We start from the raw sequence: 22,485 nt of genomic DNA on the forward strand, positions 1-22,485 counted from the left end.
TTCTCGGTGTGAAACGGACGCGACGGTCCGGTGGTGAGTGGATGCTGCACGTCAGCCCTTGACGTAGGGCTTGCCGGCAGCTGCCGGCCCGCGAGCCTTGCCGACGAGGCCGGCCACCGCGAAGATCGTCACGACGTAGGGCAGCATCAGCAGGAAGTCGCTGGGGATCGGCGAACCGATCGCGCCGAGCGTGTTGCGCAGGTTCGAGGTGAATCCGAACAGCAGCGCCGCGAGGGTCGCTCTGATCGGATCCCAACCGCCGAAGATCACGGCAGCGAGGGCGATGTAGCCCGCGCCGGCGGTCATCTCCTGGTTGAAGGAGCCGACCGAACCGACCGTGAAGAACGAGCCGCCGAGGCCGGCGATCGCGCCGCCGAGCGCCACGTTCCAGAAGCGCGTGCGCGGGATGTTGATGCCCACGGTGTCGGCAGCCTCCGGGTGCTCACCGACGGCGCGCAGGCGCAGACCCCAGCGGGTGTGGAACAAGCCGATGTAGACGGCGGCGACCGCCACATAGACGAGGTAGACCACGATCGTCTGACGGAAGAACATGGGCCCGAGCAGCGGGATGTCCGACAGGATCGGGATCGGGATGACGTCCAGGCGGGGCGGGGTGTTCAGCAGATCCTTGTTCGGGGCGAGCAGCTGGGAGAACAGGAAGCTCGTGAGGCCCACGACCAGCACGTTGAGCACCACGCCGACGATCACCTGATCGACGATGTACTTGATCGCGAAGGCGGCCAGCACGAAGGAGACGAGCATTCCCGCGACGGCGGCCGCCAGCATCCCGAGAAGTGCCTGTCCGGTGACGCTCGCGACGACGGCTGCGGTGAACGCACCGGCCAGCAGCTGCCCCTCGATCGCGATGTTGACGACGCCGACGCGTTCGCTGATGACGCCGGCGAGGGCGCCGTAGATCAGCGGCACGGCCAGGCTGATGCCGCCGGCGAGGAGGCCGGCGAGCGGGATCACGTGGCTCGTAGTGCCGCCGGCGGCGGCCCACGCGAGGAAGCCGACCACGAACACGAGACCGAAGACGACGGCCATCCACAGCGGCACGCGCCGCTGGGCGCGCACCAGGAGGGCGCTGATGACCGTGATCACGGCGAGGATGACGACCGAGACGATCCCGGCGACGAAGCCGTTGAGAGTGATCTCGGGCACCTGGACGGCGTCACCCGGGGTCGAGATGCGGAAGACCGCGTCGGCGTCGTTGCGCGCGACGATGAAAAGCACCGCCGCCAGCACCGTGAGCACGGCGTAGACGATGGGAGCCTTCCAGCTCACCACGACGGTGGAGGCGAGCGGGTCGGGGCGGGCGGATGCTGCATTGTGCTGCGCGGGGGCAGGCTGATGCGTCGCTTCCGTGCTCATGAGGCGCTCACCTTCTTGGACGCGCGGGCGGTGCGGGGGCGGCTCCCGGGAGCGGGCAGCCGGAAGATCGCGCGCACCAGCGGGGGTGCTGCGATGAACAGGACAATGAGCGACTGCACGACGAGCACGATGTCGATCGGCACGCCCTCGGCGGCCTGCATCGAGAACCCGCCGGCCTTGAACGCGCCGAACAGGATGCCGGCGACGAGCACACCGACCGGGGTCGAGCGACCGAGCAGCGCGACCGTGATGGCATCGAAGCCGATACCGGCGTCGATGCCGCTGGAGAATCCGGTGGTGACCGTGCCGAGCACCTGGTCGACACCGGCGAGGCCGATGAGCCCGCCGGAGATCAGCATCGCGTAGACGTACATCGACTTGACGTTGATGCCGGCGACGCGGGCGGCGTTCGGGTTCTCTCCCACCGCGCGGAAGCGGAAGCCCAGCGACGACCGCTCGAGGATCCACCACACGAGCACGACGGCGAGGAGGGAGAGGATGAAGCCGAAGTGCAGGTTGTACCCCGGTCCGAACAGATCAGGGAACACCGCGGTGGGCTTGATCGGAGGCGTGGTGGGGTTGTTCGAGCCCGGCGCCTGCAGCAGGCCCGGAGTGCTCAGCATCCACGACACCAGATACAGCGCCACGTAGTTGAGCATGATCGTGACGATGACCTCGTGGGCACCGGTGCGCGCCTTCAGGACTCCGGCGATACCCGCCCAGATCGATCCGGCCGCCATACCGGCGACGAGCGCGACCAGCACGTGGATGCCCCACGGGAGGTCGACGGCGAAGCCGACCCAGCCGGCCGCCGCAGCGGCGACGAGCATCTGACCGCGGCCACCGATGTTGAACAGCCCGACGCGGAACGCGAGTGCGACGCCGAGGCCCGCCGCGATGAGCGGGGTGGCGAAGGTGAGGGTCTCGGTGAGCGGACGGATGCCGGTGAGGAAGTCGGGACGACGGAAGTTGTAGATCGCACCCTGGAACAGGGCCGAGTACGCACCCGCCACCGCTTCCCAGACGGCGGCGATGAGGTCGCCGGGACGGGCGAAGAAGTAGCCGGCCGTCGCCTGCACGTTCGGGTTGGTGACGGCGATCATGATCGCGCCGATCACCAGGGCGAGAATGACCGCGAGCACCGAGATGATCGCGTTGCCGGTGACGATCTCGCGCAGCGCGCGGCGCCAGCGCCCCTCGTCCTCGGGCTCAGGCGGGGTGATGACCCGCGCGCCGACGGCGGGATCGACCGCGCCGGGCAGCTCGAGCACGACGTCGGGTTCGCCGGTGGGGTTGTTGTGGTCGCTCATGCGGAGGTGGCCCCCTTGGTGGCTGCCGCGGTACTCGGGCTCTCGGCGTTGTTCAGCATCGCGGCCTCGGGCGTCTCCCCGGCCATCATCAGCCCGAGGATGTCACGCGGTGTGTCGCCGGGCACGATCCCCATCACGCGGCCTCGGTACATGACCATGATCCGGTCGGCGAGGGCTGTCACCTCGTCGAGTTCGGTGGATACGACGATCACGGGGACGCCGGCGTCGCGGGTCTCGATGATGCGCTTGTGGATGAATTCGATCGAGCCCACGTCGACGCCGCGGGTGGGCTGGGCGGCGACGAAGAGGCGCAGCTCGCGGCTGAGCTCGCGAGCGAGCACGACCTTCTGCTGGTTTCCTCCGGACAGGCGCCCGACCTTCGTCTCGATCGAGGGCGTGCGCACGTCGAACTCCGCGACCTTCTCGGTGGCGAAGGTCGACAGCGTCGTCAGCTGCAGGGTGCCGCTCTTGACGAACGGGGCGCCGTCGGAGCGGTCGAGCATGAGGTTCTCCGCGATGGAGAACTCCCCCACCAGGCCGTCCTCCTTGCGATCCTCCGGCACGAAGCCCACGCCGGCGTCGAGGATGCGCCGCACCGACGATCCGCGCAGCTCCGTACCGTCGAGGACGACCGAGCCTTCGACATGTTCCTGCAGTCCGACGAGTGCCTCGGTGAGCTCGGTCTGGCCGTTGCCCTGCACACCGGCGATCGCGAGCACCTCGCCGCGGCGCACCTCGAAGCTGACGTCGTTGACGACCAGCTGGCCGATGGGGTCGATGACCGTCACCCCGGCGACGGTGAGGGCGACCTCTCCCAGCGTCGGGGGCTCCTTCTGCACCGTGAGCTCGACCGCGCGTCCGACCATCAGCGAGGCGAGTTCGGCGTTGGAGGCGGTGGGTTCGGCCTCCCCGACGACCTTGCCGAGGCGGATGACGGTGATGCGGTCGGCGACCTCGCGCACTTCGCGCAGCTTGTGAGTGATGAAGACGATGGAGGTGCCCGACTGCTTGAGCTGGCGCATGATCGCCATCAACTCGTCGGTCTCCTGCGGGGTGAGCACCGCCGTGGGCTCATCGAAGACGAGCACGCGGGCGTCGCGGGAGAGCGCCTTGATGATCTCCACCCGCTGTTGCACACCGACCGGAAGGTCTTCCACGAGCGCATCGGGGTCGACGTCGAACCCGAACCGGTCGGAGATCTCAGTCACGGTCCGGCGGGCCGCCGCGAGGTTCAACCGCCCGCCGAAGCCGGTGGGCTCGTGCCCCAGCATCACGTTCTCGGCCACCGTGAACACGGGAATGAGCATGAAGTGCTGGTGCACCATGCCGATGCCGGCGCGCATCGCGTCGCCGGGTCCGGCGAAGTGCTGCACCTCGTCATCGAGGAGGATCTCGCCCGAATCGGCCTGGTACAGGCCGTAGAGCACGTTCATGAGGGTGGACTTGCCGGCACCGTTCTCGCCGAGCAGGGCATGGATCTCGCCGTCCTCGACAGTGAGGTCGATGTGATCGTTCGCCACCAGGGATCCGAACGTCTTCGTGATCCCGCGGAGTTCGAGCTTCATTCTCCCGATCCTAAGTTCTCGTCGCCCGATCCGACGACGGGTCCGGGCAAGACCGAGGGGAGGCCGGCGACCGCCGACCTCCCCTCGGGATGTTGTTTTCCGATCAGCCGTTGAGGTAGGACTCGACGGTGACGTCGCCGGAGATGATCGAGGCCTGGAGGGCCTCCACCTCGGCGGCGAGGTCCGCGGGAACCCGGTCGGACCAGTCGTGGAACGGCGCCAGGCCGACACCCTCGTTCTCCAGCGTGCCGACGAACGGCGTCGCGTCGAACTCGCCGTTGCCGGCTTCGGTGATCGCGTCTTCGACACCCACATCGATGCCCTTGCGGATCGAGGTGAGGAGGAGGTCCGCCACGGAATCGTCGGTCTCGTACACGTCGGCGTCCACACCGATGAGGGCGATCTCGCGTCCGGCGTCGCGGATGGCGACGGCGGCCGACTGGTAGATCGGGCCACCCACGGGGAGGATGATGTCGGCGTTCTGGTCGATCAGGCTCTGCGCGGCCTGACGAGCCGTGTCGTTGGCCTCGAAGCCACCGGTGAACAGGTCGCCACCGAGCACCTGCACCGAGGTGCCCTTCTGCTCGTTGTAGTAGTCGACGCCCTGCGAGAAGCCGTCCATGAAGATCGTGACGGTCGGGATGTCCATGCCGCCGAAGGTGCCGACGATGCCGGTCTTGGAGACGCCCGCCGACAGGTAGCCGGCGAGGAACGCGGCCTGCGAGGTGTCGAAGATGATCGGCTTGATGTTCTCGGCGTCGGTGTTGCCGTCGAAGTCCTGGTCCACCGGGTCATCGATCGAGACGTACTCGATGTCGGCGTTGGCCTGGGCGGACTCGAGCGCCGCGGGGGCGAGGAGGAAGCCGACCGTGACGATGGTGTTGCAGCCCTGGTCGACCAGGTTCTGCAGGTTCGATGCGTAGTCGGTCTCGGCGGCGGATTCGACCTCGATGGTCTCGACACCGAGCGCGGCGGCCGCAGCATCCAGGCCCTCTTTACCGAGCTGGTTGAACGAGCGGTCGTCGAACCCACCCGCGTCGGACACCATGCAGGGCAGGTAGTCGCTTTCGGCGGTGCCACCGCTGGCGGATCCGCTGTTCTCGGGGGCGGATCCGCAACCGGCCAGCAGCGCCACGGCGCCGGCCATTGCGAGACCGCTGAGAACGGCCTTCTTCGTCGTCTTCACAGAGTCCTCCAGGACGCGGGTTTCCCCGACGGGTTCGGGGTCGATGACGTCACATTACAGAGAGGGACCTCGCGCGGAACGGCTCGGAGGACGTCAGCGCCCCAATGGTTACAAAGACGCAACAGAGACGTCACGGACGAGGCGATCCCGCAGCATCCGACCGCCCGCACCCACGCGCGACGTCAGAGCACGTCGTTGCGCCCGGTGAGCTTCAGCGCGTCCACGACGCCCTTCACCCGCTGGGCGTTCTCGCTGGTGGTGACCAGGAGCGCGTCGGGGGTGTCGACCACCACGATGTCGTGCACCCCGATGAGGCTGATCACGCGGGTCGTCTGCGACACGACGATGCCGCTCGAGGCGTCGGAGAGCACGCGGGCGGTGGTGCCGAGGATGGCCAGTTCGCCCTTGCCGCCGTGGGAGTTGAGCTTGGCGAGGCTGGCGAAATCACCCACGTCGTCCCAGTCGAAGTGCCCGGGGATCACCGCGAGGCGTCCCTTCTCGGCCGCGGGCTCGGCGACGGCGTAGTCGATGGCGATCTTCTTGATCGTCGGCCACACCCGGTCGACGACCACACCGCGGCGGTCGCGGTCATCCCACGCCTCCGCGAGTTCGAGCAGGCCGGCGTGCAGCTCGGGCTCGTTGGCGGCGATCTCCTCCAACAACACGTCGGCACGGGTGATGAACATCCCCGCGTTCCAGAGGAAGGCACGGTCGGCGAAGTAGGTCTGCGCCGTCTCGAGGTCGGGCTTCTCGACGAAGCGCTCCACCAGCGCAGCCTCGGGGGCGCCCTCCACGTCGAGTTCGCCCCCCTTCTTGATGTACCCGAAGCCGACGGACGGCTCGGTGGGCTGGATGCCGATGGTGCAGATGTAGCCCTGGCGCGCGACGGCGACGGCCTGCTGCACCGCGAAGGCGAAGGTGTTGGTGCCGCGGATGACATGGTCGGCGGCGAAGGAGCCGATTACGACGTTCGGTTCGCGGCGCACGAGGATCGCGGCGGCGAGCCCGATCGCGGCAGCGGAATCGCGGGGTTCCGACTCCAGGAAGACGTTCTTGTCGGGCACGCCCGGCAGCTCGCGTTCGACGGCCGCGCGGTGGGCACGACCGGTCACGACCGCGATGCGGTCACGGCCGGTGAGCGGCTCGAGCCGATCCCAGGTGTCGCGCAGCAGGGTCTGGCCCGAGCCGGTGAGATCGTGCAGGAATTTGGGTGCCTCCGCGCGTGAGAGCGGCCACAGGCGGCTGCCGATCCCCCCGGCGGGGATCACGGCGTAGAAGTCGTCGAGAGGAGAGGAGACCATGGGCACAGGCTAGCGGGGCGACGTCACGGCGCGTATCCGTCGTGTGTCCGCGCGGTGACGAGTCGGTATATCTCGATGTCGAGAGAGTTAGGCGGGCCTTAGGGGCGCCGCGGAAGGCCGCCGAATAGGATCGGAGGGCGCTTGCGCGTCGCCGGGCATGCCTCGGCGGGGGCATCGACCCGCCCCAATCACCGTGTTCGATCAGGGAGGACGACCGTGACTGCAGACGCACGCGTCACACCATCGCTGTCCCAGACCACCTCGAAGGTGCCGCGCGGCACGTTGTACCGCGGCAACGAGGGCATGTGGTCGTGGGTACTCCACCGCATCACCGGCGTGGCGATCTTCTTCTTCCTCCTGGTGCACGTGCTCGACACGGCCCTCATCCGGGTCTCCCCCGAGGCGTACGACGCGGTCATCGGCACGTACAAGAACCCGATCATGGGGATCGGCGAGCTCGCTCTCGTCGGCGCGATCGCCTACCACGCGTTCAACGGACTGCGCATCATCCTCGTCGATTTCTGGTCGTGGGCCACGCGTCACCAGCGTCAGCTGTGGTGGGGCGTGCTCGGCCTCTGGGTCGTGACGATGCTCGGCTTCGCCCCGCGTCATCTCATCAACGTCTTCTCCCACGCCGCAGGAGGCGAGTGATGTCCACCGATACCCTCGCCGCTCCCCGCAGCCCGTACGTCCGCAAGAAGGGCGTCAACCTCGAGAAGTGGGGCTGGATCTACATGCGCGCCTCCGGCGTGTTGCTGATCGTGCTCATCTTCGGCCACCTGTTCTCCAACCTGATGACGGGCGACGGCATCGGCCAGGTCGACTTCGCCTTCGTCGCCGGCAAGCTCGCGTCGCCGTTCTGGCAGTGGTGGGACGTGCTGATGCTGTGGCTCGCCCTGATCCACGGCGCCAACGGCATGCGCACGATCGTCAACGACTACGTCGCCAACCCGCTCACCCGTCGCATCCTGGTGGGGTCGCTGTGGGGTTCCGCCGCGTTCCTCATCCTCCTCGGCACGCTCGTGGTCTTCACGTTCGACCCGTGCATCGGCGTGGACGAATCCAGCATCCTGTGGGACGCGTGCTCGGCGCTGTGACCCTCGCCCTCCCCGACACGCACACGACAGCAGAGGCATCCTTCCTGTGAGCACTCAGACCTCCTCCGATTCCGTCATCAAGGACGGCATCCACTACCACCAGTTCGACATCGTCATCGTGGGTGCGGGCGGCGCGGGAATGCGCGCCGCGATCGAAGCCGGCCCCGGCGCGAACACCGCCGTGATCTCGAAGCTCTACCCCACTCGCTCGCACACCGGTGCGGCGCAGGGCGGTATGGCGGCGGCTCTCGCCAACGTCGAGGAAGACTCCTGGGAGTGGCACACCTTCGACACCGTCAAGGGCGGTGACTACCTCGTCGACCAGGACGCGGCCGAGATCCTCGCGAAAGAGGCCATCGACGCGGTCATCGACCTCGAGAACATGGGCCTGCCCTTCAACCGCACGCCCGAGGGCAAGATCGACCAACGCCGCTTCGGCGGACACACGGCCGACCACGGCAAGACCCCCGTGCGCCGCGCCTGCTACGCCGCCGACCGCACCGGGCACATGATCCTGCAGACGCTGTTCCAGAACTGCGTGCGCCTGGGCATCAACTTCTTCAACGAGTTCTACGTGCTCGATCTGATCACGGTGAAGGATGCTGACGGCGCCACCCAGGTTGCGGGTGTCGTCGCGTACGAACTGGCCACCGGAGACCTGCACGTCTTCCAGTCCAAGGCCGTCATCTTCGCCACCGGCGGGTTCGGCAAGATCTACAAGACCACCTCGAACGCGCACACCCTCACCGGCGACGGCGTCGGCATCGTGTGGCGCAAGGGTCTGCCGCTCGAGGACATGGAGTTCTTCCAGTTCCACCCGACCGGCCTGGCCGGCCTCGGCATCCTGCTCACCGAGGGGGCACGCGGCGAGGGCGCCATCCTCCGCAACGCCTCGGGCGAGCGGTTCATGGAGCGCTACGCCCCCACCATCAAGGACCTCGCCCCCCGTGACATCGTCGCCCGATGCATGGTGCAGGAAGTCGCCGAAGGCCGTGGAGCGGGTCCCAACCGCGACTACGTGCTGCTGGACTGCACGCACCTGGGTGCTGAGGTGTTGGAGACGAAGCTGCCCGACATCACCGAGTTCGCCCGCACCTATCTCGGTGTCGACCCGGTCGTCGAACCCGTCCCCGTGATGCCGACCGCGCACTACGCGATGGGCGGCATCCCCACCAACGTCAAGGCAGAGGTGCTGAGCAACAACACCACCGTCGTGCCCGGCCTCTACGCGGCCGGTGAATGCGCCTGCGTGTCGGTGCACGGCTCGAACCGACTCGGCACGAACTCGCTCCTGGACATCAACGTCTTCGGCAAGCGCGCCGGCCGCAACGCCGTCGAGTACGCCCAGACCGCGGACTTCGTGCCCCTGCCCGAAGATCCGGCGAAGGAGGTGCGCGAGCTCATGGAGAGCCTGCGCGCCAACCCCGGCACCGAGCGCATCGCGGTCCTCCGCAAGACCCTCCAGGACGAGATGGACAAGGGCGCGCAGGTGTTCCGCACCGAGGAGTCGCTCACGCGGATGCTGACGACGATCGAAGACCTCCGCACCCGGTTCAATAACATCCACGTCGACGACAAGGGCAAGCGGTTCAACACCGACCTGCTCGAGGCCGTCGAGCTCGGCTTCCTGCTCGACCTCGCCGAGGTCGTCGTCTACTCGGCGCTCAACCGCAAGGAGAGCCGTGGCGGCCACATGCGCGACGACTACCCGACGCGCGACGACGAGAACTACATGCAGCACACGATGGCGTACCTGACGGGCGACCCCCACTCGTCATTCGCCTCCGACCACATCGACCTCGACTGGAAGCCCGTGGTCATCACGCGCTACCAGCCCATGGAGAGGAAGTACTGACCATGGCTGCAGCAGTTCTCGAAACGACCGAAGGACGCTCCGAGGTCGAAGGCGCGCCCGTCGACACCGGCATCCAGTCCTTCATCGTCACGTTCAACATCCGCCGCTTCGACCCCGAGGTCGACGCCGAGCCGCGCTGGGTCGACTACGACGTGGAGATGTACCCGACCGATCGGGTGCTCGACGCGCTGCACAAGATCAAGTGGGAGGTCGACGGCTCGCTGTCGTTCCGCCGGTCCTGCGCGCACGGCATCTGCGGCTCGGACGCGATGCGCATCAACGGTCGCAACCGTCTCGCCTGCAAGACCCTGATCAAGGATCTCGACATCTCGCAGCCGGTGTACGTCGAGGCCATCAAGGGCCTGCCGCTGGAGAAGGACCTCATCGTCGACATGGAGCCGTTCTACGCCTCCTACCGCGACGTGCAGCCGTTCCTGATCCCCAAGACGAAGGCCGAGCCGGGCAAGGAGCGCATCCAGTCGATCGTCGAGCGGGAGGCCTTCGACGACACCACGAAGTGCATCCTGTGCGCCGCGTGCACCTCCTCGTGCCCCGTGTTCTGGACCGACGGACAGTACTTCGGCCCCGCCGCGATCGTGAACGCGCACCGCTTCATCTTCGACTCGCGCGACGGCGCGGCCGACGTGCGTCTGGACATCCTCAACGACAAGGAGGGCGTGTGGCGCTGCCGCACGACCTTCAACTGCACCGAGGCATGCCCCCGCGGCATCGAGGTCACCAAGGCCATCGCCGAGGTCAAGCAAGCGGTGCTGCGCGGCGGACGCTGAGCTCGGCCGTTCTCACCGCTCGATAGTCTGAGCGGATGGCCGATCCGAACGACCCGAGCGAGCGGCGGGCGGCCCTTCGGGAGCGCCTCGATGAGCCCATCGAGCGCGCCACCCGGATCACCCGCAAGACGCTCGCGTCGTTTCCGGTGCGCGTCTGGCGGCACTTCCTGCAGCACAACGGCTTCCTGTTGGCCGCGGGCATCAGCTACCAATCGCTGTTCGCGATCCTCGGCGTCATCTACCTCGCGTTCGCGGTCGCCGGGCTGTGGCTCGGGGGCAGCGACGGGGGTATCCAGGGATTGATCAGCCTGATCAATCGGTACATCCCCGAGATCATCAGCGAGAACGGGCTCGTCAAGCCCGAGCAGGTGCAGGCGGTCGCCGACGGCAGCAGCGGCCTGCTCACCGTCACGGGTGTCATCGCGGGGCTCGTCGTCATCTGGACGGCGACCGGGTTCATCACCTATGCCCGCCGCGCTGTGCGGGACACGTTCGGGCTGCCGTTCGACCTGCGCAGCTACGTCGTTCTGAAGGCGCGCGATTTCGTGGCTGCCGCGTTGTTCGGTGTCGCCCTGCTGGTCGGCGCGGCGCTCGGAGCGGTCGCGACCGGCGCCCTGGAGCTGCTGTTCACCTTCTTCGGGTGGAGCGCGCAGACGATCTGGTCGCGCTCGCTCGCCCGTCTGCTCTCGCTCGTCGTGGCATTCGCGCTGAACACCTTCGCCCTCGCCGGGATGTTCCGCTTCCTCACCGGCGCCTCGCTGTCGTGGCGCCGCATCTGGTCGGGCTCACTGTTGGGCGGCGGCGCGATGGTGGTGCTGCAGGTGGCTGCCGGGTTCCTGTTCGTCTACACCCCCACCAACCCGTTGTTGGCCACGTTCGCGATCTTCATCGGCTTCCTCCTGTGGTTCCGCTTGAACGGGATCGTCATCCTCGTCGCCGCGGCCTGGATCGCCGTGGCCGCGGGCGATCGGGGTATGTCGCTGCTGTCCCCCGCCGAGCGCCGCTCCGCCGAGCATGCCGCCCTGGTCACCGCCGCCGAGGTGCGCCTGCGGGCGGCGGAGGACGACGCCGCCGAGGCGCCCTGGTACGAGCGCCGGAGGGCGGCCCGCCACATGCGACGCGCCCGCCAGGAGCTCGAGGAGATCAAGGCGGCCGCTCCCCCGCAGCCCGGACTCAGCCTGCTCGATTGACCCGGGCGGCATCCGCCCCTTCCTTCGCGAGGATCGGTCGAGCGGATGCCGGCGTACGGCCGGTGTCGGGGGTGCCGGTTAGGCTGACCGACGTGTCTCGCCGTGTTCGCATCGTGTCCATCAACGTCAACGGCATCCGCGCCGCCGTCCGGAAGGGGATGACGGAGTGGCTCGCCGACGCCGACGCCGACATCCTCGCGATCCAGGAGGTGCGGGCCACCGCCGCTGACCTGCGCACCGCCCTGCCCGGGTGGCAGATCGTGAACGACGAGGCCCTCGCCGCCGGCCGCGCCGGCGTCGCGATCGCCTCGCGCCTGCCCAACGTCGCCGTGCGGACGGCGCTGTCGCCCGAGCCCCTCGACTCTGCCGGCCGCTGGATCGAGGCCGACTTCGACATCGACGGCGAGAGCCTGGCGATCGTGAGCGCCTACGTGCACAGCGGCGAGGTCGACACCCCTAAGCAGGACGCGAAGTGGCTGTTCCTCGATGCGATGGAGCGTCGGCTGCCCCAGCTCGAAGCGGAGCATCCGCTGACCCTCGTCGTGGGCGACCTCAACGTCGGCCACCGCGAGCTCGACATCCGCAACTGGAAGGGCAACACGAAGAAGGCCGGGTTCCTGCCGCGCGAGCGCGCCTACTTCGACCGGTTCCTCGGCGAGCGCGGCGCGAGCGTCACCGGCGTCGACGGCAGCGTGGGCACGGGCCTCGGGTGGATCGACGTCGGCCGCCGCTTTGCGGGCGAGATCGACGGTCCGTACACGTTCTGGTCGAGTCGGGGGAAGGCCTTCGACACCGACACCGGCTGGCGCATCGATTACCACCTCGCGACCCCGGCGATGGCCGAGCGCGCCGTCGATTATCGCGTCGTGCGCGCCCCGTCCTGGGACACGCGGTGGAGCGATCACGCCCCGGTCATCGCCGACTACACGCTCGGCCTCTGACGCTGCGGAGCGCAGCCGCGGAACGGCGTGAGGGTCCGCGACGCTGGCATCGGGACTGGCGGGGAGCCGGCGGCCGAAGGCCGACGCCTCCGGGCATGCGTCGCAGACCCTCATGCCGCGCAGCGGCGGCGGAGGAGCGGCGGGGCGGTGTGAGGGTCCGCGACGCTGGCATCGGGACTGGCGGGGAGCCGGCGGCCGAAGGCCGACGCCTCCGGGCATGCGTCACGGACCCTCATGCCGCGCAGCCGCAAGATCGTGCAGCCGCGGCGGGACGCAGCATCCGCATCACTTTAGGATTGGCCGGTGACCAAACCGCGCCTGTACTCCGGCATGCAGCCCTCCGCCGACTCGCTCCAGATCGGCAACTACATCGGCGCGCTCATGCAGTGGCGCGATCTGCAGGACTCGTACGACGCGTTCTTCTCCGTCGTCGATCTGCACGCGCTCACCGTGCCGAACGACCCGGCGGAGCTGCGCGAGAAGACCCGCCGCACCGCCGCGCAGTACATCGCGGCGGGCATCGAGCCGGCCCGTTCGACGCTCTACGTGCAGTCGCACGTGCCCGCGCACGCCGAGCTGGCGTGGATCCTCTCCACGATCACCGGCTTCGGTGAAGCCGGTCGGATGACGCAGTTCAAGGACAAGTCCTCGCGCTACGGCGCGGATTCCTCCTCCGTGGGCCTGTTCACCTACCCGGTGCTGATGGCGGCGGACATCCTGCTGTACCAGACCGACGTCGTGCCGGTCGGTGACGATCAGAAGCAGCACGTCGAGCTCACCCGTGACCTCGCCGAGCGCTTCAACGCGCGCTACGGGCAGACCTTCACGGTGCCGACGCCCGTCATCCAGCGCGACACCGCGCGCATCTTCGACCTGCAGAACCCCACGGCGAAGATGTCGAAGTCGGCGGAATCCGACGCGGGCGTGCTGTGGCTGCTCGATGACCCCTCGGTCAGCGCGAAGAAGATCATGCGGGCGGTCACCGACAGCGAAGGCACGGTGCGCTTCGATCGCGAGACCAAGCCCGGCGTGTCCAACCTGCTCGTGATCTACGCGGCGCTGACGGGCAAGCAGATCGCCACGATCGAGAACGAGTACGCCGGTCGTGGCTACGGCGACTTCAAGAAGGGTCTCGCCGAGGTGGTCGTGTCGGAGTTCACCCCTGTCCGAGACCGCGCGCTCGCGCTGCTCGACGACAAGGCGGAGCTCGACCGTGTGCTGGCAGACAACGCCGGGCGCGCAGCATCCGTCGCCGACCGCACGCTCACCGACGTGTACGACCGCGTCGGTCTTCTCCGCCGCGGCTGACCCGGCTCAAGCGTGCGCGGCGTCGTCGAGGGTGCGCATCCCGGCGACGGGTGAAACCGCGACGGGCACGGAGGCGATCGCCATGATCGCCGCCCCGACGACGGCAGCCGGCCACACGCCGAGGGCGGTCACCAGGACGCCGCCGAGCAGAGCGCCGATCGAGAGGGCGCCCCAGGACACGAGGCGGTATCCGGCGTTGACGCGTCCGCGCATCGCGGACTCGACGGACAGTTGGCGGACGCTCGTGGCCTGGGAGTTCGCGATCCCGATGCCGACACCCGAGAGCAGGAACGCGCCGGCCAGCGCGGCGAGGCCGACGGGGCCCGGGGTGTTGATCGCCAGGATCCCGGCGAGCGGTGCGGTGTTGCCCACGATCAGCGCAGCGACGAGCGAACGTCCGTAGCCGAATCGCGCGGTCAGGCGCCGGCTCAGGAGGCTGCCGACGAACGCGCCGACCCCGAGGGTCATGAGCACTGCTCCCAGCACCAACGGGCCGTACTCGCGGTCTTGCAACAGCAGCAACGACAGCGCCAGCATTAGCACCTCGTTGCCGAGGTTCCACAGGGCGGCCTCGCCGACCAGCGCCCGCAGCACACGGTGGCGCGCGAGCGCGAGGAGCCCCGCCTTCGCCTCCGAGACGGCCGAGGCGCGTTGCGCCCGCGGCCTCGCCGCCTCGCGCACCCGCACGCGCGTGATGAGAACGCCCGACACGAGGTACCCGGCCGCGTTGACCGCGAGCGCGAAGGGCGCGGTCAACACCTGCACGAGCACTCCGCCGACGCCCGCGCCGGCGACGCCGATCGCGGATTGGGCGGCGGTGATCCGGGCGTTCGCGTCGATGAGGCGGGGTTCGTCGACCACGAGCGGCAGCAGCGAGAAGTCCGCGATGACGTACAGCACCGTCAGCGAGCCGAGAAGAGCGGATGCGGCGATCAGAACCGGGATCGTCAACCACCCGAGTACCGCGCAGACGCACACCCCGAGCAGCAGCATCCCTCGTCCGAAATCGGCGGCGATCATGAGCGGTCGCCGCGGCAGCCGGTCGACCACCACGCCGAGCCAGAGCGTGAGCAACAGGTACGGGGCGAGGAGCGCCACGCGCACGAACGACAGCTCGCTCGCTGTGGCGCCGAGCGTCACGAGGGCGAGGACCGGGACGGCGAGCTCGCCCACCTCGGCGCCGAGGGAGGAGAACGCTCCTGCCGTCCATATTCGACGGAAGTCCGGGAGGCGCCACGCGCTGGTAACCGTCGTCATACTTAAGCAGGTTATTCAGCTACCGTCGTCGACACAACGGTGGTTAGCTGGTGACATGGCAGAAGCGTCCCCCGTCACCCCGGCTCCGGGCGAGCTGGAGTTCGTGCGCGCGTACGTGAACACCCTCGACATCGAAGCGGGAACCGATGTGCTCGCGGACGCCGAGGGGTGGCGCGCCTGGGCGGCCGGGCAGTCGCTCGACGCGTCGGCGGATGCCGCGCAGCTCTCCGAGGCGCGCGAGCTACGTGAAGCCCTGCGCGCCGCCCTGATCGCGAACCACGATCGAGCCCCGTTGCCTCCCGAGACGATCGCCGCCCTCGACCGCGCGGCCGACCGCGCTCGCCCGGCGGTTCGCTTCACCCCGGATGGCGCCCGCCTCGCGCCTCCCGAGCGCGGGATGCCCGCGGTGTACGGACGCATCGTCGCGAGCGTCGCGTCAGCGCTGCAGGACGGGTCGTGGTCGCGTCTCAAGGCGTGCGCGAGCGACGCCTGCCGGTGGGGGTTCTACGACACCTCCCGCTCGCGCACCGGCCAGTGGTGCGCGATGGCGATCTGCGGCAACCGCGCGAAGCAGGCGCGCTGGCGCCAGCAGGCCGCCACTCCGGCCCGGTAGCGCTTCCGTGCGCCCTCCCGGAGCGGGGCGCGTGTACCGAACTCAGGAAAGCCGCGCTTGATCGGCCCGAAAGGGCGGTTGGTGGGCGTCGTGGCCAGTTCCTCCTGAGAACGGTACGGAAGGGGTCGGGCCGTAGGTCCCCGCCTCGCGCGCCTCAGCGTCGGGCGGCGAGGATGCCTCTCACCGCGGCCAGAACCATCTCGGGCTGCCACATGATCATCGCCGCGGTCGGGCGGAGGGGGGTGAACCCGCGGGCGGCGAGAGCCAGATCTCGTCGTCGGTCCTTCTCCTGCGCGGCCCAGTCGGAGTGATACCGCTCGCTGTCGCATTCGATCACCAGCCACCCGTTGACGAGAAGATCCACCCGTCCGATGCGATCGAAGGAGACCTGCAACTCGACCGTGCACCCCAGCGTTCGCAGCATCAGACGCATGAGCGTCTCGGGTCCCGACTCGGCACGCCCATCGACGAGCGACCTGAGCGATGAGAAGCGACGGGGTAGGCGGCGGAAGATCTCGGCGACGTCTGCAACCGAGATGAGACCCTGATTCAAAGCACTATCGATGCTCGCGATGAAGGCCCGCGGGGCCTGGCATCGGGCGGAGTGCACAAGAGCATCCACGATCGTCACGGCAACGAGGCGATCGGGATCGCGGCCGACGGGCATCCAGTGCAGGCGCACCCCGCGCCGTCCCCGCCCTTCGAGCTGACGGCGGCGGTCGTGGGGTGAACGCATCCGACTCGCGGAGGGCGGCAGATGAACATGAAGGCGGGCATTGGTGAGCACGAACACGTCGAGGAGGGCTAGGAGGGACAGGCACGTCAGCCTGCCACCGACCCGGGCCGCGCGAACGAGCTCGTCCGGAGCGTCCCCCGGAAGATAGTGGTCGCGGCGGGCACGGATCAGCGCACCGGCCTCCAGCGCGGCATCTATCGCCCGGCGCCCGAGACCCAGGGCGAAGAGGTCGGCGCGGTGCAGAATCTCGACAGTCATCACCCGAGGGTGCGCGCGCGTCGCTGCCCATGGCGCGCCTGACCCGCAGCCGTGCACAGCCGCCGGCCATCAGCCCCTTGGGGAGGAGCCGTTCACAGACCTAACTCAGGACGGATCGAGCCGCCCGCCCGTTTCCGGCCCCGATTCAGCCCGTGTGGACCATCCATCCTGCGTTCGGTGCACAGTCAGCAGTCAGCCCTCGCGGGAAACGCCGGCATCCGCCGGGCGGCGGCCGACCACCCGGAAGGAGCCGCACGTGTACCGACCTCAGGACGGACCGAGCCGCCCGCGCGTTTCCGGCTCCAATCGGCCGCGGGAGGGCCATCCATCCTGAGTTCGGTACATAGCGGAACGGCACCAGCCACCGGCCACCGGCGCGACGGGCGGGGAGGGAGGGGTGGATAGGGTGACGGGATGGACTCGGTCACCCTCCACACGCCGCGCCTGACGCTGTCCGTGCCCACGATCGCGGACGTCGACGCGATCCACGCGGCGTGCCAGGACGCCGAGATCCAGAAGTACACCACCGTGCCTACGCCGTACCTCCGCGAGGACGCGGTCATGTTCATCGGCCAGGTCGTCGGGGACTGGGCGCGCGGTTCCGCGCTCATCTGGGCGATCCGGCTCGAGGGGCGACTGATCGGGATGCTGGACCTGCACGCCGTCGCCGGCGGTAACGCCACGGTCGGCTATTGGTTGGAGGCGGGCGAGCGGGGCCGCGGCTACCTCCGCGAGGCGATGGCCGCCGTCCTCGACTTCGGATTCGCCGACGACGGATTGCAACTCGCGCGCATCGAATGGCAGGCGGTCGCCGGCAACACCGCCTCCGCACGCGCTGCGCAGGCGCTCGGCTTCCACTACGAGGGCACGCTGCGGCAGTCCATGTCCACTCCGCTCGGCCGCGCCGACGCCTGGGTGGCGGGGCTGCTCCCCACCGACGCCCGCATCCCGCAGCCCTGGCCGGTGCTGGCCGACTGAGCCGCCGCCCGGCCCGACGTGGAAGGATGGGCGCATGCCGGAGATGCCGGAAGTCCAGGGCCTCGTCGACTTCCTGCGCGGGCGGGTGACCGGCCTCACCGTCACGCGAGCCGCCATCACCGCCATCGCCGCCCTCAAGACCTACGACCCCCCGATCACCGCCCTGGTGGGCAGCACCATCACCGGCATCGAGCGGCACGGCAAGTTCATCGATGTGCAGACGGACGCTGAGTCCCACCTCGTCTTCCATCTCGCCAAGGCGGGGTGGCTCCGGTGGTACGAGAAGCTGCCCGACACGATCATCCGCCCAGGGAAGACGCCGATCGCCCTGCGTGTCGGGTTCTCGGACGGATCCGGGTTCGATCTGACCGAGGCGGGGACGAAGAAGTCGCTGGCCGTGTACGTCGTGCGCCGGCCCGAGGAGGTGCCCGGCATCGCGCGGCTCGGGCCCGATCCCCTCGACGCCGACTTCGACCGGGATGCCTTCGCCGCGCTGCTCGCGGGGCGCCGCACGCAGATCAAGGGTGTGCTGCGCGATCAGTCGGTGCTCGCGGGAGTCGGCAACGCCTACTCCGACGAGATCCTGCACGCCGCCCGCATGTCGCCGTACGCCCTCGCCGCCAACCTCACCGATCCCGAGATCGACGGGCTGTACACGGCGCTCGTCGACACGCTCGCCGAGGCGATCGCGGCATCATCCGGCAAACCACCGGCCGACCTCAAGGACGCCAAACGCCGGGGCATGCGGGTGCACGGGCGTCGCGGCGAGACCTGCGTGGTGTGCGGCGACGAGGTGCGCAGCGTGTTCTTCGCCGACAACTCGCTCGAGTATTGCGCGACGTGCCAGACCGGGGGCAAGATCCTCGCCGACCGACGCCTCTCGCGCCTGTTGAAGTAGCCCCGGCATGACGCCGGGCGTCGGGAATGAATCGGCGCGCGACGCGTTGATTAGACTCGCACCAGCAACGTGCTCCGGGGTCGGTGAGAATCCGAACCGGCGGTGATAGTCCGCGAACCCCTGCCCCGCAAGAGGCGAGGGGCCGATCCGGTGGAATTCCGGGACCGACGGTGATGCGACGAGGGATCGTCGTCAGTCCGGATGGGAGGAAGCACGCACGGTACGCCGTGCTGCCTCGTCCTGTGCTCCCGGAACACCCGGAGAGATGAGGAACGATGCCCACGCCCGCCGAACTCGCGGCCATGCGCCGCGCGCTCGAACTCGCCGAGCGCGGGCCGACGGGAGTCAATCCACAGGTCGGTGCGGTGATCCTCTCCCCCGACGGCGACATCCTCGCCGAGGGCTGGCACCGCGGCGCAGGCACCCCGCACGCCGAGGTCGACGCGCTCTCGCAGCTCGCCGAGGGCGAGGCCCGCGGAACCACCGCGGTCGTCACCCTCGAGCCCTGCAACCACACCGGACGCACCGGCCCCTGCGCGCTCGCGCTGTTGGAGGCTGGGGTCAGCCGCGTCATCTACGCGCTGCAGGATCCGAACCTCAAGGCCGCCGGCGGCGCCGAACGACTGCGCGAGGGCGGCGTCTCGGTCGAATCCGGTGTCCTCGCCGAGGACGCCACCGCCCTGCTCGACGGCTGGCTCGAAGTGCAGCGGCGCGGGCGCCCGCACGTCACCGTGAAGTGGGCGCAGAGCCTCGACGGCCGCGCTGCCGCCGACGACGGCACGAGCCGCTGGATCACCGGCGAGGAGGCGCGCGCCGACGTGCACGTCCGCCGCTCCGCCGCCGACGCGATCGTCGTCGGCACCGGCACGGTGCTGGCCGATGACCCCGCCCTCACCGCGCGCACCTCCGCCGGGGAGCTCCGCGAGCGTCAGCCGCAGCCCGTCGTCATCGGCTCCGCCGACGTGCCGGTCGATGCTGCGATCCGTCGCCACCCCGTCGAGCCGCTCATCTACCCGACCCGCGACCTGCACCGGGTGCTCACCGATCTGAAGGACCGGGGCATCCAGAGCGTGTTCGTCGAGGGCGGCCCCACCCTGGCCAGCGCGTTCCTCCGCGACGGCCTCGTCGACGAGGTGCTCGTCTACATCGCCCCCGTGCTGCTGGGCGGCTCCCGACTCGCCCTCGGCGACCTCGGCGTCCCCACCATGGCCGACGCCCTACGGTTGCGCACCGCATCCGTCACCCCCCTCGGCGACGATCTGCTGATCCTCGCCCACCCCGTCTCGGAAGGAGACGCGTGATGTTCACCGGAATCGTGGAAGAAGTCGGAACCGTGACGGCCGTGGAGGCATCGGGCGACGGCGTGAGACTCACCGTCCAGGCCCCCGTGGCGGTGTCGGATGCCGGACACGGCGACTCGATCTCCGTGAGCGGCGTGTGCTTGACCGTCGTCGAACAGGGCGCGGACTGGTTCACGGCCGACGTCATGAAGCAGACGCTCGACATGTCGACCCTCGCCGGGGTCGCGGCGGGGCGCCCGGTCAACCTCGAGCGCGCCACGGCCGCGCACGGCCGCCTCGGCGGTCACATCGTGCAGGGCCACATCGACGGCACCGGCGAGGTGCTGGAGGTGCGTCCGGGCGAAGAGTGGCGGGTGCTGCGCATCGGCGTCCCGGCCGAGCTCGCCCCCCTCGTGGTCGACAAGGGCTCGATCGCGATCGACGGCATCTCGCTCACCGTCAGCGCGGTGAGCCCCGCCGACGAGCCCGCGCAATGGGTCGAGGTCTCGCTGATCCCCGAGACACTCACGGCGACCACGCTCGGCGACATCGCGGCGGGCGACCGGGTCAACCTCGAAACCGACATCCTCGCTCGCCACGTGCAGCGGTTGCTGTCCTTCCCCCGCTCCCACCCTGAAGGAGGCTCACGATGAGCCTGTCGCCCATCACCGACGCCCTCGACGCCCTGCGCGCCGGGCGTCCCGTCATCGTCGCCGACGACGAGAACCGCGAGAACGAAGGCGACGTGGTGCTCTCGGCCGAGCGCGCGACGCCCGAGTGGATCGCGTGGACCGTGCGGTGGTCGAGCGGATTCATCTGCGCTCCGATGCCCGCCGAGTGGGCCGATCGCCTCGACCTGCCCCCGATGGTCGAGGTGAACGAAGACGCCCGCGGCACCGCCTACACGGTGAGCGTCGACGCTGCCGACAAGGTCACCACCGGGATCAGCGCGGCCGACCGCGCACACACCCTCAACGTGCTCGCCAACCCGACGTCGGTTCCCACCAGCGTGCGCCGCCCCGGACACATCCTGCCGCTGCGCGCGGTGGACGGCGGCGTGCGCGAGCGCAGCGGCCACACCGAGGCCGCGGTCGAGCTGATGCGCCTGGCCGGCCTCTCGCCGGTCGGTGCGATCGCCGAGATCGTCGCCGAGGACGGCAGCATGATGCGCCTGCCCGGCCTCATCGAACTCGGCGAGCGCGACAGCATCCCCGTCATCACCATCGAGCAGCTCATCGCCCACCTCGACGAGATCTCACCCGCGCCCGCTGAGCGCCACCGGCGCCGGGTGAGCCTGCGCGCCGAGGCGAAGGTGCCCACCTCGCACGGCGAGTTCCGCTTCCTCGCGTACAAGGACCGGATGACCGGCACCGACCACCTCGCGGTCGTCTCGGGCGACCTCTCCGGCGACGCCCCGCTCGTGCGCGTGCACTCGGAGTGCCTCACCGGCGAGGCGTTCGGTTCGCTGAAATGCGAGTGCGGTCCGCAATTGGATGCTGCACTCGACGCCATCGAGCAGGAGGGCGGCGTGGTCGTCTACATGCGTGGACACGAGGGCCGCGGCATCGGACTGATCAACAAGCTGCGCGCCTACAGCCTGCAGGAGCGGGGCCTCGACACCGTGGATGCGAATCTCGCCCTGGGCCTGCCCGCCGACGCCCGCGACTACGCCGCCGCGGCCGGCATCCTCGCCGACCTCGGCGTGGAGCGGGTGCGGCTGTTGACCAACAACACCGACAAGGTGTCGCAGCTGCGCGAGCTGGGACTCGAGGTCGTCGAGCAGGTGCCGCTCCTCGTGGGGGTCGGTCCGAACAACCACCAGTACCTGGAGACCAAGCGGGACCGGATGGGGCACCTCATCGACGAGCAGGATCTGAGCGACGCGCTGGCACAGATGAAAGAGGGAAGCGGAGCATGAGCATCAAAGGAGCGCCGGTCGCCGGCGGAACGGTGGACGGTCACGGACTGAACATCGTCGTCGTCGCGGGCACGTGGCACGAGGTCATCACCGACGGGCTGATCGAGGGGGCACGCCGCGTGCTGGACGCCTCCGGGGCGTCGTGGCGCGTCGTGCGCGTTCCGGGCTCGTTCGAGCTGCCGGTCGCCGCGAAAGCCGCGTTCGACGGCGGAGCCGATGCCGTGGTCGCGCTGGGCGTCATCATCCGCGGCGGGACCCCGCACTTCGAATACGTCTCCTCCGCCGCCACCGACGGCCTCACGCGCGTCGCGATCGACGCCGGCCGCCCGATCGGGTTCGGTGTGCTGACGCTGGACGACGAGCAGCAGGGACTCGACCGAGCGGGCCTCCCCGGCTCGAAGGAGGACAAGGGCGCGGAAGCGGCCAACGCCGCCGTGAGCACGGCGCTCGTGCTGCGGGATCTCCGCGGGTAGCGAAGCTGGGAGTTCACCGGGCGTAAGATGGAAGATCGTGTGCGGGCCACCATCCCGCCCACACGGTGATCCGGCGTCGAGCCGTCAACGCACACCCCGCGTCGACGGCCGCCCACCGCGACGCGTCGCAGAACGCGCGTCCTCTCGCGACTCTTCGAC

The 22,485-nt window shown here is 69.3% G+C and carries 21 protein-coding genes and 1 riboswitch; of the genes, 14 read left to right on the top strand and 7 right to left on the bottom strand.

From position 1 onward, the window contains the following. Positions 1-51: 51 nt before the first annotated feature. The 5 genes from ACFXP5_RS05730 to ACFXP5_RS05750 all read right to left on the bottom strand — a co-directional run bounded on the left by ACFXP5_RS05730 (position 52) and on the right by ACFXP5_RS05750 (position 6,736). Positions 52-1,374, bottom strand: a complete 1,323-nt coding sequence (locus ACFXP5_RS05730; RefSeq protein ID WP_394543861.1) for an ABC transporter permease — start codon at positions 1,372-1,374, stop codon at positions 52-54. Next, complete coding sequence (locus ACFXP5_RS05735; RefSeq protein ID WP_394529285.1) at positions 1,371-2,684, bottom strand: ABC transporter permease; 1,314 nt, start codon at positions 2,682-2,684, stop codon at positions 1,371-1,373. Before ACFXP5_RS05735 ends, ACFXP5_RS05730 begins: the two co-directional genes overlap by 4 nt. Then, positions 2,681-4,249, bottom strand: a complete 1,569-nt coding sequence (locus ACFXP5_RS05740; protein WP_394529286.1) for an ABC transporter ATP-binding protein — start codon at positions 4,247-4,249, stop codon at positions 2,681-2,683. Before ACFXP5_RS05740 ends, ACFXP5_RS05735 begins: the two co-directional genes overlap by 4 nt. A gap of 103 nt (positions 4,250-4,352) precedes the next feature. Next, positions 4,353-5,396 carry a BMP family lipoprotein gene (locus tag ACFXP5_RS05745; protein ID WP_394529515.1) on the bottom strand — a complete coding sequence of 348 codons (1,044 nt, stop codon included), beginning with the start codon at positions 5,394-5,396 and terminating at the stop codon, positions 4,353-4,355. 221 nt (positions 5,397-5,617) lie between these two features. Beyond that, positions 5,618-6,736 carry a mannose-1-phosphate guanylyltransferase gene (locus ACFXP5_RS05750; protein WP_394529287.1) on the bottom strand — a complete coding sequence of 373 codons (1,119 nt, stop codon included), beginning with the start codon at positions 6,734-6,736 and terminating at the stop codon, positions 5,618-5,620. Positions 6,737-6,952: 216 nt separating this feature from the next. Between ACFXP5_RS05750 and sdhC the strand changes: the two genes are divergently transcribed. The 7 genes from sdhC (at position 6,953) to trpS (ending at position 13,915) form a co-directional block, all read left to right on the top strand. Next, a complete protein-coding gene (gene sdhC / locus ACFXP5_RS05755; RefSeq protein ID WP_394529288.1) occupies positions 6,953-7,387 on the top strand; it encodes a succinate dehydrogenase, cytochrome b556 subunit in 435 nt (144 codons plus the stop codon). Then, the gene (locus tag ACFXP5_RS05760) at positions 7,387-7,833 is read left to right on the top strand and encodes a succinate dehydrogenase hydrophobic membrane anchor subunit (RefSeq protein ID WP_394529289.1); all 447 of its coding nucleotides are present in this window, start codon (positions 7,387-7,389) and stop codon (positions 7,831-7,833) included. The genes sdhC and ACFXP5_RS05760 overlap by 1 nt, the downstream gene beginning before the upstream one ends. A gap of 46 nt (positions 7,834-7,879) precedes the next feature. Continuing rightward, on the top strand, positions 7,880-9,688 hold the full coding sequence (gene sdhA / locus ACFXP5_RS05765; protein ID WP_394543863.1) for a succinate dehydrogenase flavoprotein subunit: 1,809 nt from the start codon (positions 7,880-7,882) through the stop codon (positions 9,686-9,688). A 2-nt stretch (positions 9,689-9,690) separates the two neighbouring features. Further along, positions 9,691-10,476, top strand: a complete 786-nt coding sequence (locus ACFXP5_RS05770) for a succinate dehydrogenase iron-sulfur subunit (RefSeq protein ID WP_394543864.1) — start codon at positions 9,691-9,693, stop codon at positions 10,474-10,476. A gap of 35 nt (positions 10,477-10,511) precedes the next feature. Then, positions 10,512-11,666, top strand: coding sequence for a YihY/virulence factor BrkB family protein (locus ACFXP5_RS05775; RefSeq protein ID WP_394543865.1), 1,155 nt, complete (start codon positions 10,512-10,514; stop codon positions 11,664-11,666). A 92-nt stretch (positions 11,667-11,758) separates the two neighbouring features. Then, a complete protein-coding gene (locus ACFXP5_RS05780; protein ID WP_394543866.1) occupies positions 11,759-12,607 on the top strand; it encodes an exodeoxyribonuclease III in 849 nt (282 codons plus the stop codon). 303 nt (positions 12,608-12,910) lie between these two features. Then, positions 12,911-13,915 carry a tryptophan--tRNA ligase gene (trpS, locus tag ACFXP5_RS05785; protein WP_394529294.1) on the top strand — a complete coding sequence of 335 codons (1,005 nt, stop codon included), beginning with the start codon at positions 12,911-12,913 and terminating at the stop codon, positions 13,913-13,915. A gap of 6 nt (positions 13,916-13,921) precedes the next feature. Here trpS and ACFXP5_RS05790 read toward each other — a convergent pair whose 3' ends face one another. Then, the gene (locus tag ACFXP5_RS05790) at positions 13,922-15,172 is read right to left on the bottom strand and encodes an MFS transporter (protein ID WP_394543867.1); all 1,251 of its coding nucleotides are present in this window, start codon (positions 15,170-15,172) and stop codon (positions 13,922-13,924) included. A 55-nt stretch (positions 15,173-15,227) separates the two neighbouring features. On the opposite strand from ACFXP5_RS05790, the gene ACFXP5_RS05795 reads away from it, so the two are divergent. Further along, on the top strand, positions 15,228-15,785 hold the full coding sequence (locus tag ACFXP5_RS05795) for a CGNR zinc finger domain-containing protein (RefSeq protein WP_394543868.1): 558 nt from the start codon (positions 15,228-15,230) through the stop codon (positions 15,783-15,785). A 154-nt stretch (positions 15,786-15,939) separates the two neighbouring features. Here the strand turns inward: ACFXP5_RS05795 and ACFXP5_RS05800 are convergent, their stop codons facing one another. Beyond that, on the bottom strand, positions 15,940-16,779 hold the full coding sequence (locus tag ACFXP5_RS05800; RefSeq protein WP_394543869.1) for an endonuclease domain-containing protein: 840 nt from the start codon (positions 16,777-16,779) through the stop codon (positions 15,940-15,942). 414 nt (positions 16,780-17,193) lie between these two features. Here ACFXP5_RS05800 and ACFXP5_RS05805 point away from each other — a divergent pair, with 414 nt between their 5' ends. From ACFXP5_RS05805 to ribH, 6 genes are all read left to right on the top strand, one after another. Beyond that, positions 17,194-17,757: a GNAT family N-acetyltransferase gene (locus ACFXP5_RS05805; protein ID WP_394543870.1), complete on the top strand. Its 564-nt coding sequence runs from the start codon at positions 17,194-17,196 to the stop codon at positions 17,755-17,757. 34 nt (positions 17,758-17,791) lie between these two features. Then, positions 17,792-18,655, top strand: a complete 864-nt coding sequence (locus tag ACFXP5_RS05810; RefSeq protein WP_394543871.1) for an Fpg/Nei family DNA glycosylase — start codon at positions 17,792-17,794, stop codon at positions 18,653-18,655. 66 nt (positions 18,656-18,721) lie between these two features. Further along, positions 18,722-18,873, top strand: a riboswitch (FMN riboswitch). 57 nt (positions 18,874-18,930) lie between these two features. Continuing rightward, on the top strand, positions 18,931-19,956 hold the full coding sequence (gene ribD, locus ACFXP5_RS05815; RefSeq protein ID WP_394543872.1) for a bifunctional diaminohydroxyphosphoribosylaminopyrimidine deaminase/5-amino-6-(5-phosphoribosylamino)uracil reductase RibD: 1,026 nt from the start codon (positions 18,931-18,933) through the stop codon (positions 19,954-19,956). Beyond that, positions 19,956-20,588 (top strand): riboflavin synthase, encoded by a 633-nt coding sequence (locus tag ACFXP5_RS05820; RefSeq protein WP_394543874.1) that lies wholly within the window; start codon positions 19,956-19,958, stop codon positions 20,586-20,588. The genes ribD and ACFXP5_RS05820 overlap by 1 nt, the downstream gene beginning before the upstream one ends. Then, the gene (gene ribA, locus ACFXP5_RS05825; protein WP_394543875.1) at positions 20,585-21,853 is read left to right on the top strand and encodes a GTP cyclohydrolase II; all 1,269 of its coding nucleotides are present in this window, start codon (positions 20,585-20,587) and stop codon (positions 21,851-21,853) included. Before ACFXP5_RS05820 ends, ribA begins: the two co-directional genes overlap by 4 nt. Beyond that, positions 21,850-22,326 carry a 6,7-dimethyl-8-ribityllumazine synthase gene (gene ribH / locus ACFXP5_RS05830; protein ID WP_394543877.1) on the top strand — a complete coding sequence of 159 codons (477 nt, stop codon included), beginning with the start codon at positions 21,850-21,852 and terminating at the stop codon, positions 22,324-22,326. The genes ribA and ribH overlap by 4 nt, the downstream gene beginning before the upstream one ends. The last annotated feature ends 159 nt before the right edge of the window (positions 22,327-22,485 follow it).

This window comes from Microbacterium hanjuni, assembly GCF_043556395.1.
Lineage (GTDB): Bacteria > Actinomycetota > Actinomycetes > Actinomycetales > Microbacteriaceae > Microbacterium.

What these genes read in the sequence shown, in the direction of transcription:
- ACFXP5_RS05730 (WP_394543861.1), bottom strand. Translation starts at nt 1,374, where the DNA reads ATGAGCACGGAAGCGACGCATCAGCCTGCCCCCGCGCAGCACAATGCA.
- ACFXP5_RS05735 (WP_394529285.1), bottom strand. Translation starts at nt 2,684, where the DNA reads ATGAGCGACCACAACAACCCCACCGGCGAACCCGACGTCGTGCTCGAG.
- ACFXP5_RS05740 (WP_394529286.1), bottom strand. Translation starts at nt 4,249, where the DNA reads ATGAAGCTCGAACTCCGCGGGATCACGAAGACGTTCGGATCCCTGGTG.
- ACFXP5_RS05745 (WP_394529515.1), bottom strand. Translation starts at nt 5,396, where the DNA reads ATGGCCGGCGCCGTGGCGCTGCTGGCCGGTTGCGGATCCGCCCCCGAG.
- ACFXP5_RS05750 (WP_394529287.1), bottom strand. Translation starts at nt 6,736, where the DNA reads ATGGTCTCCTCTCCTCTCGACGACTTCTACGCCGTGATCCCCGCCGGG.
- ACFXP5_RS05760 (WP_394529289.1), top strand. Translation starts at nt 7,387, where the DNA reads ATGTCCACCGATACCCTCGCCGCTCCCCGCAGCCCGTACGTCCGCAAG.
- ACFXP5_RS05770 (WP_394543864.1), top strand. Translation starts at nt 9,691, where the DNA reads ATGGCTGCAGCAGTTCTCGAAACGACCGAAGGACGCTCCGAGGTCGAA.
- ACFXP5_RS05775 (WP_394543865.1), top strand. Translation starts at nt 10,512, where the DNA reads ATGGCCGATCCGAACGACCCGAGCGAGCGGCGGGCGGCCCTTCGGGAG.
- ACFXP5_RS05790 (WP_394543867.1), bottom strand. Translation starts at nt 15,172, where the DNA reads ATGACGACGGTTACCAGCGCGTGGCGCCTCCCGGACTTCCGTCGAATA.
- ACFXP5_RS05795 (WP_394543868.1), top strand. Translation starts at nt 15,228, where the DNA reads ATGGCAGAAGCGTCCCCCGTCACCCCGGCTCCGGGCGAGCTGGAGTTC.
- ACFXP5_RS05800 (WP_394543869.1), bottom strand. Translation starts at nt 16,779, where the DNA reads ATGACTGTCGAGATTCTGCACCGCGCCGACCTCTTCGCCCTGGGTCTC.
- ACFXP5_RS05805 (WP_394543870.1), top strand. Translation starts at nt 17,194, where the DNA reads ATGGACTCGGTCACCCTCCACACGCCGCGCCTGACGCTGTCCGTGCCC.
- ACFXP5_RS05810 (WP_394543871.1), top strand. Translation starts at nt 17,792, where the DNA reads ATGCCGGAGATGCCGGAAGTCCAGGGCCTCGTCGACTTCCTGCGCGGG.
- ribD (WP_394543872.1), top strand. Translation starts at nt 18,931, where the DNA reads ATGCCCACGCCCGCCGAACTCGCGGCCATGCGCCGCGCGCTCGAACTC.
- ACFXP5_RS05820 (WP_394543874.1), top strand. Translation starts at nt 19,956, where the DNA reads ATGTTCACCGGAATCGTGGAAGAAGTCGGAACCGTGACGGCCGTGGAG.
- ribA (WP_394543875.1), top strand. Translation starts at nt 20,585, where the DNA reads ATGAGCCTGTCGCCCATCACCGACGCCCTCGACGCCCTGCGCGCCGGG.
- ribH (WP_394543877.1), top strand. Translation starts at nt 21,850, where the DNA reads ATGAGCATCAAAGGAGCGCCGGTCGCCGGCGGAACGGTGGACGGTCAC.